This is a genomic window from Pseudomonas sp. GW821-FHT02B10, assembly GCF_059421865.1.
Window position 1 is genome coordinate 24,965 of sequence record NZ_JBWKVU010000014.1, and the last position, 20,501, is coordinate 45,465.

Genomic DNA, 20,501 nt, shown 5'->3' on the forward strand with positions numbered 1-20,501 from the left:
GCACCCTTATGCAAACGCTGAAACTCGCCACCCGCCGCTGGTGGTACATCATGCCCATCGTGTTCATCACCTATAGCCTGGCGTACCTGGACCGCGCCAACTACGGGTTCGCCGCCGCCTCCGGGATGGCCGCCGACCTGATGATCACCCCGGGCCTGTCGTCCCTGCTCGGCGCCTTGTTCTTCCTCGGTTACTTTTTCTTCCAGGTACCGGGGGCGATCTACGCGCAAAAACACAGCGTCAAGAAGCTGATCTTCGTCAGCCTGATCCTCTGGGGCGGCCTGGCCACCCTCACCGGCGTGGTGTCCAACGCCTATTGGCTGATCGCCATCCGCTTCATGCTCGGAGTGGTCGAAGCCGCGGTGATGCCGGCGATGCTGGTCTACCTGTGCCATTGGTTCACCCGGGCCGAACGCTCGCGGGCCAACACCTTCCTGATCCTCGGCAACCCGGTGACCATGCTCTGGATGTCGGTGGTCTCGGGGTACCTGGTGGAGCATTTCAGCTGGCGCTGGATGTTCATCATCGAAGGCCTGCCGGCGGTGCTCTGGGCCTTTATCTGGTGGCGCCTGGCCGATGACCGCCCAAGCGCGGCGAAGTGGCTCAGCGACCAGGAAAAACACGACCTGGAAAGCGCCCTGGCCGCCGAACAGGTGGGCATCAAGGCGGTGAAGAACTACGCCGAAGCCTTCCGCTCGCCCAAGGTGATCATCCTCGCCCTGCAGTTCTTCTGCTGGAGCATCGGCGTCTACGGCTTCGTGCTGTGGCTGCCGTCGATCCTCAAGCACGGTGCGCAGATGGACATGGTCGAGGCCGGCTGGCTGTCGGCGCTGCCTTACCTGGCCGCAGTGATCGCCATGCTCGGGGTGTCCTGGGGCTCGGACCGGATCCAGAAGCGCAAGCGTTTCGTCTGGCCGCCGCTGCTGATCGCCTCCTTCGCCTTCTACGGCTCCTACCTGCTGGGCGCCGAGCACTTCTGGTGGTCCTACAGCCTGCTGGTGATCGCCGGTGCCTGCATGTACGCGCCTTATGGGCCGTTCTTCGCCATCGTCCCGGAGATCCTCCCGGCCAACGTCGCCGGCGGCGCCATGGCGCTGATCAACAGCATGGGCGCCCTGGGCTCGTTCGGCGGCTCCTACCTGGTGGGCTACCTGAACAGCGCCACCGGCTCGCCCGGCGCCTCCTACCTGCTGATGAGCGGCGCGCTGCTGCTGTCGGTGCTGCTGACCCTCTTTCTCAACCCGGGCGCCAGCGACCGCAGCCGCACCGCGCTGCCGGTACGTCGCCGCCTGGCGCATTCCTGAATCGAACAAGGTGAACCCCATGAAAAAACAGGTCGTGCTGTACAAGAAACTCTCGCCGCCGCTGATGGCCCGCCTGCACGAGCAGGCCCAGGTGACCCTGATCGAAGACCTCGGCGCCCAGGGCCTGGCCAAGCTGCGTAGCGCCCTGCCCGCCGCCCAGGGCCTGCTCGGCGCCAGCCTGCGCCTGGACGCCGAGCTGCTGGACCTGGCGCCACGCCTGGAAGCGGTGGCCAGCGTGTCGGTGGGCGTCGACAACTACGACATCGACTACCTGACCCGCCGCGACATCCTGCTCAGCAACACCCCGGATGTGCTCACCGAAACCACCGCCGACACCGGTTTCGCCCTGATCCTGGCCAGCGCCCGGCGCGTGGTGGAGCTGGCCAACCTGGTGCGCGCCGGCCAGTGGAACCGCAATATCGGCCCGCTGCATTTCGGCAGCGACGTGCACGGCAAGACCCTGGGCATCATCGGCATGGGGCGGATCGGCGAAGCCCTGGCCCAGCGCGGCCATTTCGGCTTCGGCATGCCGGTGATCTACCACAGCAACAGCCCGAAACCGGCGGTGGAACAGCGTTTCGGCGCCCGCTACTGCAGCCTGCCGGAGCTGCTGCAACAGGCCGACTTCATCTGCCTGACCCTGCCGCTGACGGACCAGACCCTGGGCCTGATCGGCCGTGAAGAGTTCGCCCTGATGCGTCCGGAAAGCATCTTCATCAATATTTCCCGGGGCAAGGTGGTGGACGAACAGGCGCTGATCGAAGCCTTGCAGCAACGGCGGATTCGCGCGGCCGGGCTGGATGTGTTCGAGCGCGAACCCCTGGGCCACGACTCGCCGCTGTTGCAGCTGAACAATGTGGTGGCCACCCCGCACATCGGCTCGGCGACCTTCGAGACTCGCGAGGCCATGGCCCGCTGCGCGGTCGACAACCTGCTGGCGGCCCTGGCCGGCCAGCGTCCGGCCAACCTGGTCAACCCCCGGGCCTGGGAGCGCCGCAAGGCTGCGGTGTGACGCTGTAGCTGCCCGACCGTCCGATCCACCCTGTAGCCGCTGCCGCAGGCTGCGATAGGTCCGCAGGACCTCGGCGTCCTGAAGATCGCCACGACCGTTCCGGTCGATCGCAGCCTACGGCAGCGGCTACAGGGACAGCGACGTTTCGACGATCGCAGCCTGCGGCAGCGGCTACAGGCTCAGCGGCGTTTTGAGGATCGGCCTTCGAGCAGGTCCTGGGTGCAACGCACGATCCGCTGGCAGGCGTCCGCCAGACGCTGTTGATCCACCACCAGGCCGATACGGATATGCCCCGCCGCGCTGGGGCCGAAGGCCTCGCCGGCGAGCACCGAGACGCCGTGTCCTTCCAGCAGCAGCTCGGCGAATTGCTGGGCGCCCAGGCCGGTTTCCCGCACATCGACCATGACGAACATGCCGCCATCGGGCTTGACCGGCTTCAGCCCCGGGCATTGGCTCAGCTGCGCGCACACCAGGTCGCGGCGCTGGCGATATTCCTCGCGCATCTGTTCCAGTTCCGGCAGGTCGGCGTCCAGCGCCACCACCGCGGCGTTCTGCACAAAGTCCGGCAATCCGTACAACATGCACAGTGCCAGATGGCTCAGGTGCCCGGCCAGGGCCTGGGGCGCCACCACCCAGCCGACCCGCCAGCCGGTCATGGCATGGGACTTGGACAGGCTGTTGATGGTCGCCGTGCGTTCGGCCATGCCCGGCAGGCTGCCGGGGCTGATGTGTTCGCCGTCGAACAGCAGGTCGCTGTAGACCTCGTCGGAAATCAGCCACAGGTCATGCTCGACGCACAGTCGCGCCAGGGCCTGCCAGGTTTCCCGGGACAGGCTGGCGCCGGAGGGATTGTTCGGGCTGTTGAGCATCAGCGCGCGGGTCTTCGGCGTGATGCGCGCGGCGACCACGGAGGGCTCGACACGAAAACCGTTCTCCGGGTGCACCGGAATCGGCAGCACCTTGGCCCCGCAGGCACCGAACACCCCTTCGTAGGTGACGTACATCGGCTCGGCCACCAGCACCTCGTCGCCGGGGTCGAGCAGGCACTGGGCCACGGAAAACACCGCGCATTGCGCCCCCGGCAACACCACCACATGCTCGGCGTCCACCGCCTGGCCGCTGCGGGTGGCATGGCGGTGGGCGATGCGGGTGCGCAGCGAACGATTGCCGCGCACCTCCGAATAATGGGTGTCGCCCGCCAGCAGGCTATCGATGGCGGCCTGGACGATCGGCCGAGGGGTGTCAAAATCCGGGTCGCCGATGGTCAGCAGCAGCACATCGACGCCCTGCTCGCGCAGCTCCAGGGCGCGGTAGTGAATCTGCCAGGCCGCGGCACCTTCGCCGGCGATCCGTTGGGTCAAGGCTGAATAGCGCATCTCGCTCTCCTTGGGCACGCATTCCAACAACCCTAACTCAAATCACAAAGCGCGCCACCATCGCATTCAAATCCACCGCCAGGCGCGACAGCTCATGGCTGGCGGCGCTGGTCTGGTTGGCCCCGGCGGCCGACTGGGTGGCCAGGTCGCGGATATTCACCAGGTTGCGATCGACCTCGCGGGACACCTGGGCCTGCTCTTCCGAGGCGCTGGCGATCACCAGGTTGCGCTCGTTGATCAGATTGATCGACTCGGCGATCTGCTCCAGGGCCACGCCGGCGGCGCGGGCCATTTCCAGGGTGTTCTGGGTGCGCTGGTTGCTTTGCTGCATCGACTGCACCGCCTCGCCCGTGCCGTTCTGGATGCCGGCGACCATCTTTTCGATTTCCTGGGTCGATTGCGCGGTGCGATGGGCCAGCGCCCGCACTTCGTCGGCCACCACCGCGAAACCACGCCCGGCCTCACCGGCGCGGGCCGCCTCGATGGCTGCGTTGAGCGCCAGCAGGTTGGTCTGCTCGGCGATGGCGCGGATCACGTCGAGCACCTTGCCGATGTCACGGCCCTGGGTGGCCAGGCCTTCGATCATCACCGAAGTGCTCTGCACGTCGTGGGTCATGGTCTGGATCGCGTCGACGGTTTCCACCACCCGGTCGCGACCTTCGCGGGCGGCCTGGGTCGACTGGTGCGAGGCTTCAGAGGTCGACACGGCGTTGCGCGCCACCTCTTCCACGGCGGCGGTCATTTCATTGACCGCAGTGGCCGCCTGTTCGATTTCGTTGTTCTGCTGCTGCAAGCCACGGGAGGCTTCCTCGGTGACCGCGCTGAGTTCTTCCGAGGCCGAGGCCAGCTGGGTGGCCGAGCCGGAGATCTGCTCGATGGTCTTGCGCAGGTTGCCCTGCATCTCGTTCAGCGCCACCAACAGGCGGGCCGGCTCGTCCTTGCCGTCGACCTCGATGGCCTGGGTCAGGTTGCCCGCGGCGATGGTCTGCGCGGCCAGCAGCGCGCGGTTCAACGGGGTGACGATGCTGCGGGTCAGCAGCAGGGCCAGCACCACTGTGAGCAGGGCCGCGACCACCGCCACGGCGATGATGCCGGTGATGGCGCCGTGGTAATGCTCACCGGCCAGGTCAGATGCCTGGGTGGCCCCGGCCTTGTTGATCGCCACCAGTTTGTTCAGCTGTTCGCCCATCTGGTCGGTGCCGTCCTTGATCCGCGTATTGATCAGGGTGCGCAGCTCCTCGAGCTTGTTCTGTCGCGACAGCTCCAGCATGTCGTTCTGCGCTTGCAGGTACTTTTCCAGGGTGGCCGCGAAGGTCTTGTACAGGGCCACTTCCTCTTCCCCCGCCGGCAAGGCGGCGTAGCTGGCCTGGGCCTGCTTGAGCTTGTCCACCAGCACGCCAATGCGCGTCTGCGCTTCCTGCAGGCCGGCCGGCTCGCGGTTGACCAGTACCCGGAACGAGAGAATCCGCAGGCGCAGCACGTTTTCGGTGACGTTGCCGAGGAACCCTACGCTGGGCAGCTGGTTGCTTTCCATTTCCAGGGAGGCCTGTCGGATGATCGACATGCGGTTGACGGCAAACACACCCAGCGCGATGACCAGCAACGCGATGAACGCAAAACCGAGGAAAGCTCGAGGCGCGATATTCATATTACGTAGGGACATAGGATGACTCTCGGGATATTGAGGACTGCGAGCATCCATGCACTGAACCCTGTCGCCAGCGGCGGCTGGCGGCCTGACAGGTGGGCGCCACTGTTGTAGTTGGTCTGTGGGCCTAATAGCGATATCGGCCGGGCTTTAGGTTTTTTGCAGGCCCCGGCGAAAATATTTTTCGTCGCCGCGAAAGTGTTTCAACGGTGAAACGGACGACCTGCCGGATCGGTTCCGCGCCCATGGCCTGCTCCGTGATCAGACCCATGACCAGCCCCATGAAAAGTGCAATTCATTCGCCGGAAAAGCCATTCAGTCGCCGCCCCGTCCTGCCCATCATGGGCCCAGCTCGCAATGGCAATTCATAACAACAACGACTGGAGTGGATGATGAAACCCGAAGACTTCCGTGCCGAGACCAACCGCCCGCTGACCGGCGCCGAATACCTGGCCAGCCTGCGCGATGATCGCGAAATCTACATTTATGGCGACCGGGTCAAGGATGTGACCAGCCACCCGGCGTTCCGCAACTCCGCCGCCTCCATGGCGCGCCTCTATGACGCCCTGCACGCCCCCGAGACCAAGGACAAGCTGTGCTGGGCCACCGACACCGGCAACGGCGGCTACACCCACAAGTTCTTCCGCTCGGCGAAAAGCGCCGACGACCTGCGCCAACAGCGCGACGCCATCGCCGAGTGGTCGCGCCTGACCTACGGTTGGATGGGCCGCAGCCCGGACTACAAGGCCGCCTTCGGCAGCGCCCTGGGCGCCAACCCGGAGTTCTATGGCAAGTTCGCGGACAACGCCCGCACCTGGTACAAGCGCATCCAGGAAGCCTGCCTGTACCTCAACCACGCCATCGTCAACCCGCCGATCGACCGCGACAAGCCGGTGGACCAGGTCAAGGACGTGTTCATCTCGGTGGACGAGGAAGTCGAAGGCGGGATCATCGTCAGCGGCGCCAAGGTGGTGGCCACCAACTCGGCCCTGACCCACTACAACTTCGTCGGCCAGGGCTCGGCGCAGCTCTTGGGGGACAACACCGACTTCGCCCTGATGTTCATCGCACCGATGAACACCCGCGGCATGAAGCTGATCTGCCGCCCGTCCTATGAACTGCAGGCGGGCATGACCGGCTCGCCGTTCGACTACCCGCTGTCCAGCCGCTTCGACGAGAACGACGCGATCCTGATCATGGACAAGGTGTTCATCCCCTGGGAAAACGTGCTGATCTACCGCGACTTCGAACGCTGCCGGCAGTGGTTCCCGCAAGGCGGTTTCGGCCGGCTGTTCCCGATGCAGGGCTGCACCCGGCTGGCGGTCAAGCTCGACTTCATCACCGGGCTGCTGGTCAAGGCCTTGCAGTGCACCGGTTCCCTGGAGTTTCGCGGGGTGCAGGCGCAGGTTGGCGAAGTGGTGGCCTGGCGCAACCTGTTCTGGTCGCTGACCGACGCCATGCACGGCAACGCCAGCGAATGGCTCAATGGCGCCTTCCTGCCCAGCGCCCAGGCCTTGCAGGCCTACCGGGTCCTGGCGCCCCAGGCCTACACCGACATCAAGAAGATCATCGAGCAGGTGGTGGCCAGCGGCCTGATCTACCTGCCGTCCGGCTCCCGCGACCTCAAGGACCCGATGCTCAACCAGTACCTGAGCACCTATTGCCGGGGTTCGGCGGGCATGGGCCACGAGGAGCGGATCAAGATCCTCAAGCTGCTGTGGGATGCCATCGGCACCGAGTTCGGCGGCCGCCACGAGCTGTACGAAATCAACTACGCCGGCAGCCAGGACGAAATCCGCATGCAGTGCCTGCGCCATGCCCAGGCCACCGGCTCGATGAAAGCCATGACCGACCTGGTAGACCAATGCCTGGGCGACTACGACCTCGACGGCTGGACGGTGCCGCACCTGACCAATCCGGACGACATCAACATGCTCGACCGCATCCGCCAGTAAGTGCCGCCCGACCTGAATGACCCGCGGGGCGCCCCCCGATTGCCGGCGCCCGCGGGTTCACCCGAGGAATCTGTCATGACTCAACTCGATCCCAAGCAACAGGCTTTTCGCGATGCCATGGCGCACATGACCGCGGCGGTCAACGTCATCACCAGCAACGGCCCGGCCGGACGCTGCGGCATCACCGCCACCGCGGTCTGCTCGGTCACCGACAGCCCGCCCAGCCTGATGGTCTGCGTCAACCGCACCAGCGCGCTGAACCCGGTGTTCAAGCGCAACGGCCAGCTCTGCGTCAACGTGCTCTGCGGTGAACACGAAGAGGTCGCCCGGCACTTCGCCGGCATGACCGGAGTGGAGATGGAGCAGCGCTTCAGCCTGCACCCCTGGCGCGACGGCCAGGGCGCCCTGCCGGTGCTCGACGGTGCCCTGGCCAGCCTGCAGGGACGCATCACCGAGGTGCAGGAGGTCGGCACCCATTCGGTGATGCTGGTGCAGCTGGATGAGATCTGCGTGCGCGAACACGGCGACTCGCTGGTGTATTTCAGCCGTGGTTTCCATCGGTTGCAGCGGGCCGTCCAGGTGGCCTGATCTTCTGATCTTTTGTAGGAGCGGCCGGTCGACGCTCGATTGCTCGCGATAGCCGCGCAGCGGCGATGGGCCTGCCAACGCGCGTTATCGTTGCAGATTTATCGCGGGCAAGCCTCGCTCCTACAGAAGCCAATATCCCCGCCAGGCCTCCCCTTCATCCTGCATCTGTAGGATAGCGATCCCCCGCCAACCCGACGATACTCGTGCCCAGGCCCTGCCCACGTCCCTGGACGTTCCGGTCCCTACTGACTCCGTGACGAAAACAATAAGAAAGTCGCACAGAGGAACACCCGATGAGCCGTCATGATCATGCTCACGCCAGCCTGCTGGAAGCCTTCAGCTCGCTGACCCTGGAGTTGCAGCGCCTGGCGCAGCACAAGGACATCGAACATTTCCATGGCCATGCGCTGAACCGCATCGGCCAGTTGCTGCCCTTCGACAGCGCCTGGTGGGGCCGCGCCGCGCTGATCGACGGCCTGCCGGAAGAACACAGCTCCTACCTCCATCACTTGCCCCCCAGCTACCTGCCGGACTGGCAGTCGATCAAGCACGTCGACGTCACCGTCGGCCGGGTCCATGCGCACCCGGGCCGGGCGGTGATCGTCGACATGCGCGACCCGGCCAACGGCCCCGGCCTGAACTGGCTGGGCACGACCTATGGCATCGGCGAGCTGCTGTGCGTGGTGTACATCGACCCGCAGACCCACCTCAGCGACCACCTGGCGCTGTACCGCGCGCCCGGCGCCAAACGTTTCGACGCCGACGACTGCCTGCTGCTGAACAACCTGATGCTGCACCTGGTGGCCGCGGTGTCGGCCAACCAGATCCGCACCCTGGTGGCCATGCGCGAAACCCTCACCAGCCCGCGCAACCTGGCGCTGGCGGTGTGCGACCAGCGCGGCACCCTGCACTGCGCCGAACGCGGCTTCGTCGACCTGCTGCTCGGCGAGTGGCCGGACTGGAGCGGCCCCTGCCTGCCCGTGCCCATGGCCGATGGCGGTTACGAAGGCCGGCACCTGCAATACGAGGCCTCGCCGGTGGGCGACCTGTTCCTGCTCGCCGCCCGCGGCCGCACGCTGCTGCCCCAGCTGAGCCCACGGGAAAACGACGTGGCCCTGGGCTTCGGCGAAGGCAAGACCTACAAGGAAATCGCCCGCGAGCTGGGCCTGTCGCCGAACACCGTGCGCCATCACATCCGCGCCATCTACAACAAGCTCGGGGTCAAGGACAAGACCCGCATCGCCCATCTGCTGCACGCCCCACCCGACTGACGTTTACCTCCCTCGCTGACTGACTTTCGCGCTGTCGTTTTGACGGCCACGGGCCGCTGTTGCCCTTTTTCCAGCCACTGCCGCGTACCGGCGAGTACTTCGCCGCACAACAACTCAAAGAACAGAGGTTACGCCCATGACCAGAACGCTTGCGCACCACACCGCCCTGGCCTTCACCGGTGCCCTGCTGAGCCTGAACGCCAGCGCCGCCGACCTCAACGCCCGCGACTTCTTCGGCGCGCCCTCGGGCACTAGCCTTGGCGTGCTGTACCTGCCGGCGACCCGCGCCGACGACTTCCACGGTCCTGCCGACAGCACCGGCAAGGCCGAGCTGAAGGTCAACGCCCTGGCCTATCGCCAGGTATTTTTCACCGACATCTGCGGCACCCTGTGCACTCCGCAATTCATCGTGCCTTTCGCCGATATCGACGCGCGCCTGCCCGGCGCCAATCGCCACACCGGGGAAAGCGGCTTCGGCGACCCGCAGGTCGGCGGCACCCTGTTTTTCATCAACGACCCGGCCAGCCGAACCTACAGCGGCCTGCTGACCCTGATCACCCTGCCGGTGGGCGAATACCACGGCGACAACCCGGATGTCTCGCCGGGCGCCAACCGCTGGGGCGCGACCTTCGTTTACAACTACACCCAGGGCGTCGGCGAGAAGTGGGTGCTGGAAGCCAACCTCGAAGCCCAGCTCTACGCCAAGAACGACGATTACTTCGGCAGCGACCTGAAGCAGGACCCGCTGTACCGCCTGCAAGCCTTCGCCTCCTATGACTTCACCAGCAGCACCTACGGCGCCCTGCGGCTGATCCACGCCGATGGTGGCGAGCTGCGGATCAACGACCAGCGCATCGACGACACCCACAAGCGCTACACCCAGGTCGGCTTCGAGGTCGGCCACTGGCTGGACCAGCAGAACCAGCTGATGTTCGGCCTCTCGCAAAACGTCGCCACCCGTAACGGCTACCACGGCACCGACGCCTTGCTGCGTCTGGTCCACGTGTTCTGAAGCGTTTTTCCGGAGCTACCCACCATGACGCCCCCCATGATCGACAAGAGCCAGGCGCTCACCGGCGAGCAGCCGCACACTGCCTCATCCCTGGCTTTGCTGGCGGCCATCGTGCTGTTCGCCGCCATCACCCCGACCATCCTCATGACCGCCCCGGCGGTGGCCGCGCAACTGGCCAGCCAATGGCAACTGAGCCCGTCACAGATCGGCGACCTGTTCTCCACTGAACTGGGGGCCATGAGCCTGGCCACCCTGCCCGCCTTCTGGTGGCTCAAGCGCGTCGACTGGCGCCGCGCGGCGCTGCTGGCCGGGGCGCTGTTCATAGTCGCCAACCTGCTGTCGATCTGGGCCCAGGACTACAGTGCGCTGCTAGCCCTGCGTTTTTGCAGCGCCCTGGCCGGCGGTTCGCTGATGATCATCTGCCTGTCCAGCGCCGCCTCCACCGCCAACCCCAGCCGGACCTACGGCCTGTGGGTCATGGGCCAACTGGTGGTCGGGGCAATCGGCCTGGGCATTCTGCCGCGGTTGTTCGAGCATTACGGCCTGGCGGCCTGCTACCTGCTGCTGGCGCTGCTGATGAGCCTGTGCCTGCCCCTGGCGCGCTACTTTTCCCAGGGCGCGCCGCCCCCGGAAAAAACCGCGGGGCAGGCAGCCGCCGCGCCGAAGTGGAAGGCCCTGTGCGGCATTCTCGGCATCCTTGGCTTCTATATCAGCCTCAGCGGGGTCTGGACCTTTATCGGTTCGATCAGCGCCAAGGCCGGTATCTCCGCGCAAGCCAGTGGCGAGCTGCTGGCCGTCGCCACGGTCATGGGAATCGTCGGCGCCGGCTGCGCCTCGCTGATCGGTAATCGCCTGCCGCGCCTGCTGTTGCTGCTGTTCGGCTACAGCCTGATGGCCGGCTCGGTGCTGTTGCTGCTGGGCGCGCCGCCCCTGGCGCGCTTCGCCCTCGCCGCCCTGGTTTTCAAGTTCACCTGGACCTTCATCCTGCCGCTGATCCTCGCCTGCCTGGCCGACCTCGACCGCTCCGGCAAGCTGATGAACGCCTCCAACCTGGTGATCGGCGGCGGCCTGGCCATCGGCCCCGCGCTGGCCGGGCGGTTGATCGAAAGCACCGGTGGCTTCCAGCCCCTGCTGATCGGCGGGGCCGGCCTGACCCTGCTGTCGCTGGCGCTGATCCTCGGCTGCCGGCGCAATCCCTGAATCCCCTGACCCCCTGTAGCCGCTGCCGAAGGCTGCGATCGGCCCGCAGGGCCGTTGCGGTTTCCAGATCGCTGAAGGCCTTCGGCCTTATCGCAGCCTGCGGCAGCGGCTACAAATTTTCGTCCCATAGATAGATGGATATGCCCATGACCCGTAAAACCGCGTTTTTCTTCGATGAACTCAGCCTCTGGCACAGCGCCGGGCTGCATGCGCTGACGCTGCCGGTGGGCGGCTGGGTGCAACCGCCCGCCGCGGCCGGGCACGCCGAATCGCCGGAAACCAAGCGCCGCCTGAAAAGCCTGCTGGACGTCTCCGGCCTGACCCGCCACCTGCAGGTGCGCAGTGCCACGGCTGCCAGTGAGGAGGATTTGCTGCGGGTGCACAGCACCGAGTACCTGCAACGCTTCAAGGCCCTGAGCGAGGCCGGTGGCGGCGAACTCGGCCCGCAAGCGCCGATCGGCCCGGGCAGCTACGAAATCGCCCGGCTCTCCGCCGGCCTGGCCATCGCCGCGGTGGACGCGGTGCTCGGCGGCGAAGCCGACAACGCCTACTCGCTGTCGCGTCCGCCGGGGCACCATTGCCTGGCCGACGGCGCCATGGGTTTCTGCTTCCTGGCCAATATCGCCATCGCCATCGAGGCGGCCAAGGCCAGGCGCGGCCTGGGCAAGGTCGCGGTGATCGACTGGGACGTGCACCACGGCAACGGCACCCAGTCGATCTTCGAGGAGCGCGGCGACGTGCTGACCCTTTCCCTGCACCAGGACGGCTGCTTCCCGCCCGGCTACAGCGGCGAACAGGACCGTGGCCGCGGCGCCGGGCTGGGGGCCAACCTCAATATCCCGCTGCTGCCCGGCAGTGGCCACGACGCCTACCTGCATGCCCTGCAACGCATCGTGATCCCGGCCCTGGAGCGCTTCGAGCCGGAGCTGATCATCGTTGCCTGCGGCTACGACGCCAACGCGGTCGACCCGCTGGCGCGGATGCTGCTGCACAGCGAATCGTTCCGCGCCATGACCCGCCAGGTGCGCGAAGCCGCCGAGCGCCTGTGCCAGGGCCGCCTGGTGCTGGTGCATGAGGGCGGTTATTCCGAAGCCTATGTGCCCTTCTGCGGGCTGGCGACGGTCGAGGAGCTGGCCGGCGTCAGGACCGCGGTGACCGACCCGATGCTGGAATTCGTGCAGCTGCAGCAGCCCAATCCCCGGTTCCAGGCGTTTCAGCGCCAGCTGATCGATGATCTGGCACAAAGCTTCCTCAACGACCACTGACCTGTAGCCGCTGTCGCAGGCTGCGATCGACCGGAACGGGCGTAGCGATCTCCCGGCCGCAGGAGGTCCTTCGGACCTATCGCAGCCTGCAGCAGCGGCTATATGGGTTTGCGAATCTCGCTCGAGGCTGGCCGTAACGGGGCTTAAATGCCGCGAAATACGTCTGGCTGGCCACCGACCTGTAGCCGCCGCCGCAGGCTGCGATCGACCGGAACGGGCGCTGCGATCTCTCGGACGCTGGAGGTCCTTCGGACCTATCACAGACTGCGGCAGCGGCTACATGGGTTTGCGAATCTCGCTCGAGGCTGGCCGTAACGGGGCTTAAATGCCGCGAAATGCGTCTGGCTGGCCACCGACCTGTAGCCGCTGCCGAAGGCTGCGATCGACCGGAACGGGCGCTGCGATCTCTCGGACGCTGGAGGTCCTTCGGACCTATCGCAGCCTGCGGCAGGCTGCGATCGACCGGAACGGGCGCTGCGATCTCTCAGACGCTGGAGGTCCTTCGGACCTATCGCAGCCTTCGGCAGCGGCTACAGTGACGCGCGCACTTCGCTTGGAGTCTGGCCGTAATGGGCCTTGAACGCCCGGGCGAAGTGGGCCTGGCTGGTGAAGCCATGACGGTAGGCGATTTCGCCGATATCCAGGCCGGCTCCCCGTGGGCTGCTCAGCAGGTCATGGGCCTGTTGCAGGCGTTTTTCCAGGATAAAACGGCTGGGCTGGCTGTCTTCCAGGGCGAACAGGCGGCTCAGGTGCCGTGGGGAAATGCCGGTCTGCGCGGCCACCCGCTCGCAACTCAGGCCAGGGTCGGCCAGCTGTTCGCTGATGCACTGCTTGGCCGCCAGCAGATAGGACGCGCTCAGGGCATTGATCCGCCGCTCTCCCGCCTGCCCGGCGATCAGGCTGGCCAACAGCTCCAGCGCCTGGTTCTGATAACTCTCGGCGTCCTCGCTCAGCGGCTGCTGGAAAAAGCCTCCGGTGCGCTCGCCCAGGGTGCGCAGCAACAGGCGCTGCACGCCGCTTTGCCCGCCAATCTTCAGCGGACGGTCGAAACGCTTGAGGCAGCGCTCGGCGAACAGCGCCTGGGGAATGTCGTAAATGAACTGGCGCATCGGCCCGGAGAACCCGAACAGATAGGGTTTGTCGGTGCGGTAGACGATCAGCTCGCCCGGTTCGAGCAACTGGCAGGCGCCATCCTGATAGAAGAACGAGCCGCTGCCGGTGACGAAGGACACGAACACCGACTCCTTGGGCACCGCGCGGATCATCGAGTTGTCACGCTCGACCACGTGCTCGTTGCCCTCGATCCGCGCCAGGCGCATGCCCTCCAGCTGCAGGTTGTCCTGGCTGGCGGCAAAACCGCTCTCACAAAAGGAAGTGCATTTGAGGCCGACCAGGGTGGAGGCGTTGTAGTCCTCCCAGAAGGCCAGCCGCTGATCCAGGGCAATGCTCTGGGTGCAGGCATGCCGGGTTTCGAGCAAGGCGCATGGAGACATTTTTATTCTTCTCATGGCTAGGAAGCATTCCCGGTCGGCAAGGCAGTGACCGGATTCCGAGGCCGCGACAGGTGGCGCTCACGGCGATTCATTAACATATGAAGCTTATGCCCTGTCAACGTGAAACGCAGTGGGCACAAGTCGATTGCCAGGGTAAACGGCGTCCCTGAAGCCTGTAGGAAAAGTCTCGTCCGATCCAGTCAACAATCCCGTCCGATTGGATAAAACCCCGCCCGCGCGCCGCGCCTAAAGTCGCCTCGACTCCCACAACGAATAGAGGCCGACCATGCCCGAAGCCGCCCGCCGTGAATTCTGGAAAGACCTGCAACCGATCGCCAATTGCTTCAAGCCGGACGCCAAGCCCGAGGTCTACCTGCCCAATGCCGCCAGCGACGACCTGAAGCTGTATGTGCCCTTCACCGAAACCGTGTCCTCGCGGCCGCTGTGGATCTCGCCGAGCGAGAACCGCTGGTGCGACATCCTCATGGCCAGAAGCGCCGGCCTGGTGAACCGGCATTACCACCCCCACGAAGTGTTCGCCTACACCCTGTCCGGCAAGTGGGGCTACCTGGAGCACGACTGGACCGCCACCGCCGGCGACTTCGTCTACGAGACCCCGGGCGAAGGCCACACCCTGGTGGCCTACGAGCACGAGCAACCGATGCGCGCGTTTTTCATCGTCAAGGGTCCGCTGATCTGGCTCGACGAACAGGGCGAGCCGGACGGTTACTTCGACGTGCACTCCTACATCGCCCTGTGCCGCGCGCACTACGAAAAGATCGGCCTCGGCGCGGCCTATATCGACACGCTGTTTCGCTGAAGTCTCGACTTCACCTGTCCCTCCCGCGGAGAACGACCATGGCTTACAACAACAATAAAGCCGGTTACGAGAACATCCTGCTGGGCGTGCTGTTCCTGACGTTCGGCTTCGTCTTTTTCGATCGCCTGGCCCTGTCCTTCCTGTTCCCCTTCATGGCCGACGAGCTGCAACTGAGCAACAGCCACCTGGGCATGCTGTCGTCGATCCTGGCCCTGGCCTGGGCGGTGTCCGGCGCGCTGGTCGGGGCCTGGTCGGACCGCCGTGGCAAGCGCAAGCCGCTGCTGATCGTCGCGGTGATCCTGTTTTCCCTGTGCTCGGCGCTGTCGGGGCTGGTCACCGGTTTTCTCAGCCTGCTGCTGTTCCGCGGCATCATGGGCCTGGCCGAAGGGCCGATCCTGCCGCTCTCGCAATCGCTGATGGTGGAGGCCTCCTCGCCCCATCGCCGGGGCCTGAACATGGGATTGCTGCAAGGCTCGGCGGCCGGGCTGCTGGGCGCGGTGATCGGCCCGCCGGTGCTGATCGCCCTGGCCGAAGCCTACGGCTGGCGCCATGCCTTTATCGTCTCGCTGATCCCCGGGCTGCTGATCGCCCTGCTGATCTGGCGCTATGTGCGCAACGACGCGCCGCCGGCACCGATCACGGACAACGCTCCTGCTGCTCCGGTCAATCGCCTGGCCCTGCTGAAAAGCCGCAACATCGTGCTCTGCACCCTGATCAGCTGCGTGTTCCTCACCTGGTTCGTGATCCTCATTTCCTTCACCCCGACCTTCCTGGTCAAGGTCCGCGGCTACAGCCCGGCGAGCATGGGCACGGTGATGAGTTGCCTGGGCGGCGCCTGGGTGCTGTGGGGCTTCGGCGTGGCGGCGATTTCCGACCGTTTCGGCCGCCGCCCGACCCTGGTGCTGTTCTCGCTGATCGCCGCCTGCTGCCCGATCGCCCTGCTCTACGCCAACAGCCCGCTGCTGATGGGCGTGCTGATGCTGCTGACCTACACGGGCCTGGGCTGCTTCACCCTGTTCATGGCGACCATCCCGGCGGAAACCGTGCCCCGTGAGGTCATGGCCACCGCCCTGGGCATGATCATGGGCATCGGCGAGCTGGTGGGCGGTTTTGTCTCACCGACCATCGCCGGCTTTGCCGCCGACCGTTTCGGCCTGTCCATCGTCATGTGGATCTCCTGCGGCGGCGCCCTGCTGGCGGCGCTGCTGGCACTGTTCCTCAAGGAAACCGCGCCGGCGGTCCTGGCACGCGGCCGCCGCGCCGAACCTTCCCCCTCTCCTGTCCTGCAAGGAAACCAGCCATGAAAGCATTGCGTTGGCATGCCGCCCGCGACTTGCGCCTGAGCGATCTGCAACTGCCGCAGCCCGGCCCGGGCGAGGTGCTGGTCAAGGTGGCCTACTGCGGTATCTGCGGCAGCGACCTGCACGAATACGCCGACGGCCCGCACTCGATCCCACAACAGGTGCCCCACCCGCTGTCCGGTTGCCGCGCGCCGCTGACCCTCGGCCATGAGTTCTGCGGCCAGGTCCTGGCGGTGGGCGCGGGCGTCGACCGGGTCCGGGTCGGCAGCCGGGTGGCGGTGGAACCGGAGTACCGCTGCGGCGATTGCCAGTACTGCCGCGCCGGCCAGTACAACCTCTGCCAGTCCATGGGGTTTATCGGCCTGATGGGCGACGGCGGTTTCGCCGAACAGGTGCTGGTGCCGGCCTACATGCTGCACCCGCTGCCGGATTCGGTGAGTTTCAAGCAGGCCGCGGTGCTGGAGCCGGCGGCGGTGGCCTTTCACGCGCTGAACCAGAGCAGCCTGCTGGCCGGCGACAGCTGCGTGGTGTTCGGTCTCGGTCCTATAGGCCTGCTCTTGATCCTGCTGGCGCGCCTGCGCGGCGTGGAGCGGATCTTCGCCGTGGACATCAGCCCGGAACGCCGGCGACTGGCCCGCGACTTCGGCGCCCAGGAAGTGCTCGACGGCCACGCCTCCGACCTGTCGCAACGCCTGCACGAACTGAGCGGTGGCGGCGTCGACACGGCCTTCGAGGCCGCCGGCAGCCAGCAGACCCTGAGCCTGGCCCTGCACTCGCTGCGCAAGGGCGGCGAGGTGGTGCTGGTGGGCCTGATGGGCGAGGTCAGCGTCGATGCCTTCCACCTGGTCAACCACGAACTGCGCCTGCTCGGCAGCGTGGGCTATCGCAACGCCTACCCGCCGCTGATCGAGCTGCTGGCCAGCGGCCGCCTGGACCTGACCCGCGCCGTGACCCGCTGCGTGACCCTGGACCAGGCCGTGGAGCACGGCTTCGAGGCACTGCTGCGGGACAAGAGCCAGATCAAGGTGCTGGTCAATCCCAACCCCGAACTGGCCAAGGCATGACCTGTAGCCGCTGCCGCAGGCTGCGATCGAGGACGCAGTCCTCGCCAGCGCAATCGGCAGCACCCTGGTAACCCGTTGGCGAACGCTGCGCGTCCGATCGCAGCCTTCGGCAGCGGCTACAGAGCTGAACGACTCATCACAAAAACAACAAGAAACGAGTATCGACCATGAAAAGCACTCTCCTGCTGTGCCCGCTGCTGGCGGCGGTCCTGTTCACCCCGTTGTGCCACGCCGAGACTCCAGCACCCAACCGCGAAGGCCCGCTGGCCGGGCTCGGCGAGCAACTGGCCGGCTACGGCATCCGACCCCATGTGCAGTTCTGGAGCCTGTCGATGAAGAATCTCGACACCGGTCCGCGTGAACACAGCTTCGGCAACAGCGGCGACCTGTTCGTCGGCGCCGACCTCGACCTCGATACCCTCGCCGGCCTTACAGGCGCGGCCGTTCATTTCGAAGAAACCTTCTTCATCCTCGACACCGCCACCGGCCAGCCGACCTCGCGCAACTGGCAAGGCGCCGCCGGCAGCTATTTCGCCGGCGCGCCGATCCACAACGACATCACCAGCAACCAGCTGAGCCTGCTGACCTACCAGCAGACCTGGCTCGATGGCCAGGTCGACATGAGCCTGGGACGCACCAACGCGCGGCGCTACTTCTATATCTACAACTGCGAAACCGTGGTCACCTGCAACGACCCGATCATCGATTCGTCCACCGGCATCCTGCCGCCGCCCTACGGCAGCTGGGGCGGCTACCTGAAGTACCAGGCGACGCCGGGTTTGTATGTGCATGCCGGGGCCTTCGAATCGAACCCGGTGGACTACCTGAAAAAACGCAAGGGCCTGGACTTCAGCACCGACGACGCCAGCGGCACCAGCCTGCTGCTGGGCATCGGCAGCAAGCACGACGGCGCCTACAGCGCCCACTATGAACTCAATGGCTACTACAACACCGCCAACCAGCACGACCCGCTGACCGGCGCCAGCGAGCACGGCACCGGCGGCGCCTTCTTCAAGTTCCAGCAAGGCTTCTGGCGGGCCGACGGCGGCCAGCGCACCGCGCCCCAGGCGCTGCTGGCGTTCGGTTCGCTGTCCCTGGCGGCCGACGACAAGCAGCCCTTCAGCCATTTCGCCGAGATCGGCCTGACTTACCTGGCGCCCTTCGACCGCGCCCAGGACAAGCTCAACCTCAAGGCCAGCTACCTGCGCCTCAACGACCACCAACTGCGCTTCCAGCAACAGGCGCGGATCGCCAACGGCGGCGACCACCGCCTGGGCGAACGCAACGTGTACGCCATCGAGGCCAACGGCCACTTCGCCCTGACCCGGCACCTGGCGCTCGAACCCAGCGTGCAGTACCTGATCAACCCGGACAACTTCTACAACCCCGAGGCCCGCGAGCTCAGCGGCAACGGTTTTGTCGTCGGCCTGCAAGTCATGTACGACGTCGGCGCGGCGCTGGGGCTGTAAACCTGCTTTTCACTGCCAACGAGGTATCTCCCATGACTGACTCTGCCCCGCGTTCGTTCGACTACATCGTGGTCGGGGCCGGCTCGGCCGGTTGCGTGCTGGCCAACCGGCTGTCCGCCGACCCGCAGCTCAGCGTCTGCCTGATCGAAGCCGGCCCCAGCGACCGCAGCCTGTTTCCCGGCGCCTATGTGCGCACCCCGGCGGGCATCATCCGCCTGATCGCCAACCCGAAGTGGAACTGGATGCATCAGTTCAGCGCCCAGGCCGCCAGTGGCGCGCGCCCGATCCCCTGCCCCCGTGGCCGGCTCTGGGGCGGCTCCAGCGCGATCAACGGCATGATCTACATCCGCGGCCACCGCAGCGACTACGACCGCTGGGCGGCGGCCGGCAACCAGGGCTGGAGCTACGACGAACTGCTGCCGTACTTCCTGCGCTCGGAGCATTTCGAGCCCGGCGCCTCGCCCTGGCACGGCCAGGGCGGCGAACTCAACGTCGCCGCGCAACGCAGCCCGAGCCCTATCAATGAGGTGTTCTACCAGGCCGCCCAGGAACTGGGCTGGCGCTACAACCCGGACTTCAACGGCGATGAGCAGGAAGGCTACGGCCCCTTCCACGTCACCCAGATCAACGGCGAGCGTTGCAGCGCCGCGCGGGCCTTCCTGTACCCGGCGCTGTCGCGGCCCAACCTCAGCGTACTGAGCTCGACCCTGACCCACCGCGTGTTGCTGGAGGGCAATCGCGCCTGTGGCGTCGAGGTCAGCCAGGATGGCGCGGTGTTCCAGCTCCAGGCCCGGCGCGAAGTGATCCTCAGCGCCGGGGCGATCAACTCGCCGCAGCTGCTGTTGCTCTCCGGCATCGGCCCGGCCGAGGAACTGGCGCGCCATGGCATCGCCCAGCGCCATGAACTGCCGGGAGTCGGCCACAACCTGCAGGACCATCAGGACGTGGTGCTGATGTACCGCTGCGACAGCGAGCTGACCTACGGGATCTCGGCCAAGGGCCTGTTGCCCCTGGCCCGTTCGCCCTGGCAGTACCTGAGCCGGCGCAGCGGCCCGCTGACCTCCAATACCGTGGAGTCCGGCGGTTTCCTGCGCCTGCATCCCGAGGACGCCGCCCCGGAGCTGGGCCTGATCGTCGCCCCAGCGCTGAAGAACCAGCCCCAGCGCCTGGTGCCGCTGGGCCATGGGGTCAGCCTGCACATCGCGGTGATGCACCCACAGAGCCGTGGCCAGGTCCGGCTCAATTGCGCCGATCCCCATGACAAGCCGATCATCGACAGCAACTTCCTCAGCCACCCGGAAGACCTGCGCAAGCTGGTGGCGGGCGTGCGCCTGGTGCGCCAGCTGGCGGCGAGCCAGGCCTTCTCCCGGCGCCTCAAGGGCGAGCTGGTGCCCGGCCCGCAGGTGGAAAGCCAGGCGCAGATCGAGCAGTGGATTCGCGACAGCCTGGGCACCGTGTTCCACCCGGTCGGCACCTGCAAGATGGGCCACGACGCCCAGGCGGTGGTCGACGACCAGTTGCGGGTCCACGGCGTGCAGGGCCTGCGGGTGGCCGACGCATCGATCATGCCGAGCCTGACCACCGGCAACACCAACGCGGCGGCGATCATGATCGGCGAAAAGGCCGCGGATCTGCTGCTGGGTAAACCGGCGCCGAGCCTTCAGGTTCCCGCTCGCCTGGAACAACAGATACCCGCGCCTGTCATTGGCTGAAAAACGGCCAA

Annotated in this window: 16 protein-coding genes and 1 pseudogene; 13 read left to right on the forward strand and 4 right to left on the reverse strand. The window is 66.2% G+C overall.

What is annotated here, in order from left to right:
- The first annotated feature begins 8 nt into the window (after nucleotides 1-8).
- Both AC07VU_RS24990 and AC07VU_RS24995 read left to right on the forward strand, forming a co-directional pair.
- Nucleotides 9-1,304 carry an MFS transporter gene (locus AC07VU_RS24990; protein ID WP_101338178.1) on the forward strand — a complete coding sequence of 432 codons (1,296 nt, stop codon included), beginning with the start codon at nucleotides 9-11 and terminating at the stop codon, nucleotides 1,302-1,304.
- Between the two features lie 19 nt (nucleotides 1,305-1,323).
- Entirely contained in the window at nucleotides 1,324-2,316 is a 993-nt protein-coding gene (locus AC07VU_RS24995; protein WP_457276543.1) for a 2-hydroxyacid dehydrogenase, read from the forward strand.
- Between the two features lie 179 nt (nucleotides 2,317-2,495).
- On the opposite strand, the gene AC07VU_RS25000 is transcribed toward AC07VU_RS24995, so the two are convergent.
- The 3 genes and pseudogenes from AC07VU_RS25000 to AC07VU_RS25010 all read right to left on the reverse strand — a co-directional run.
- Nucleotides 2,496-3,692 carry a pyridoxal phosphate-dependent aminotransferase gene (locus AC07VU_RS25000; protein WP_274303406.1) on the reverse strand — a complete coding sequence of 399 codons (1,197 nt, stop codon included), beginning with the start codon at nucleotides 3,690-3,692 and terminating at the stop codon, nucleotides 2,496-2,498.
- Between the two features lie 37 nt (nucleotides 3,693-3,729).
- Nucleotides 3,730-4,593 (reverse strand): methyl-accepting chemotaxis protein, encoded by an 864-nt coding sequence (locus tag AC07VU_RS25005; protein ID WP_371919074.1) that lies wholly within the window; start codon nucleotides 4,591-4,593, stop codon nucleotides 3,730-3,732.
- Nucleotides 4,588-5,394, reverse strand: a pseudogene (locus tag AC07VU_RS25010) (MCP four helix bundle domain-containing protein); the annotation flags it as partial. The pseudogene AC07VU_RS25010 and the gene AC07VU_RS25005, both read right to left, overlap by 6 nt.
- 338 nt (nucleotides 5,395-5,732) lie before the next feature.
- On the opposite strand from AC07VU_RS25010, the gene hpaB reads away from it, so the two are divergent.
- From hpaB to AC07VU_RS25040, 6 genes are all read left to right on the forward strand, one after another.
- Nucleotides 5,733-7,295 (forward strand): 4-hydroxyphenylacetate 3-monooxygenase, oxygenase component, encoded by a 1,563-nt coding sequence (gene hpaB, locus AC07VU_RS25015; protein WP_457276545.1) that lies wholly within the window; start codon nucleotides 5,733-5,735, stop codon nucleotides 7,293-7,295.
- Between the two features lie 75 nt (nucleotides 7,296-7,370).
- Nucleotides 7,371-7,883 carry a 4-hydroxyphenylacetate 3-monooxygenase, reductase component gene (hpaC, locus tag AC07VU_RS25020; RefSeq protein WP_457276547.1) on the forward strand — a complete coding sequence of 171 codons (513 nt, stop codon included), beginning with the start codon at nucleotides 7,371-7,373 and terminating at the stop codon, nucleotides 7,881-7,883.
- 293 nt (nucleotides 7,884-8,176) lie between these two features.
- Nucleotides 8,177-9,154, forward strand: a complete 978-nt coding sequence (locus AC07VU_RS25025; protein ID WP_457276548.1) for a helix-turn-helix transcriptional regulator — start codon at nucleotides 8,177-8,179, stop codon at nucleotides 9,152-9,154.
- A gap of 136 nt (nucleotides 9,155-9,290) precedes the next feature.
- Entirely contained in the window at nucleotides 9,291-10,166 is an 876-nt protein-coding gene (locus AC07VU_RS25030; protein ID WP_101338183.1) for a transporter, read from the forward strand.
- Nucleotides 10,167-10,202: 36 nt separating this feature from the next.
- Entirely contained in the window at nucleotides 10,203-11,366 is a 1,164-nt protein-coding gene (locus AC07VU_RS25035; protein WP_495030734.1) for an MFS transporter, read from the forward strand.
- 146 nt (nucleotides 11,367-11,512) lie between these two features.
- Nucleotides 11,513-12,631: a class II histone deacetylase gene (locus AC07VU_RS25040; protein WP_495030676.1), complete on the forward strand. Its 1,119-nt coding sequence runs from the start codon at nucleotides 11,513-11,515 to the stop codon at nucleotides 12,629-12,631.
- A 530-nt stretch (nucleotides 12,632-13,161) separates the two neighbouring features.
- Here the strand turns inward: AC07VU_RS25040 and AC07VU_RS25045 are convergent.
- Complete coding sequence (locus AC07VU_RS25045) at nucleotides 13,162-14,124, reverse strand: helix-turn-helix domain-containing protein (RefSeq protein WP_495030677.1); 963 nt, start codon at nucleotides 14,122-14,124, stop codon at nucleotides 13,162-13,164.
- Between the two features lie 286 nt (nucleotides 14,125-14,410).
- Between AC07VU_RS25045 and AC07VU_RS25050 the strand changes: the two genes are divergently transcribed.
- The 5 genes from AC07VU_RS25050 to AC07VU_RS25070 all read left to right on the forward strand — a co-directional run bounded on the left by AC07VU_RS25050 (nucleotide 14,411) and on the right by AC07VU_RS25070 (nucleotide 20,490).
- Nucleotides 14,411-14,944: a 2,4'-dihydroxyacetophenone dioxygenase family protein gene (locus AC07VU_RS25050; RefSeq protein ID WP_277588964.1), complete on the forward strand. Its 534-nt coding sequence runs from the start codon at nucleotides 14,411-14,413 to the stop codon at nucleotides 14,942-14,944.
- A gap of 38 nt (nucleotides 14,945-14,982) precedes the next feature.
- A complete protein-coding gene (locus AC07VU_RS25055) occupies nucleotides 14,983-16,248 on the forward strand; it encodes an MFS transporter (protein WP_274303419.1) in 1,266 nt (421 codons plus the stop codon).
- Entirely contained in the window at nucleotides 16,245-17,309 is a 1,065-nt protein-coding gene (locus AC07VU_RS25060) for a 2,3-butanediol dehydrogenase (protein WP_495030678.1), read from the forward strand. The genes AC07VU_RS25055 and AC07VU_RS25060 overlap by 4 nt, the downstream gene beginning before the upstream one ends.
- 167 nt (nucleotides 17,310-17,476) lie before the next feature.
- Complete coding sequence (locus AC07VU_RS25065; protein ID WP_495030679.1) at nucleotides 17,477-18,778, forward strand: carbohydrate porin; 1,302 nt, start codon at nucleotides 17,477-17,479, stop codon at nucleotides 18,776-18,778.
- 32 nt (nucleotides 18,779-18,810) lie between these two features.
- On the forward strand, nucleotides 18,811-20,490 hold the full coding sequence (locus tag AC07VU_RS25070; RefSeq protein ID WP_495030680.1) for a GMC family oxidoreductase: 1,680 nt from the start codon (nucleotides 18,811-18,813) through the stop codon (nucleotides 20,488-20,490).
- The last annotated feature ends 11 nt before the right edge of the window (nucleotides 20,491-20,501 follow it).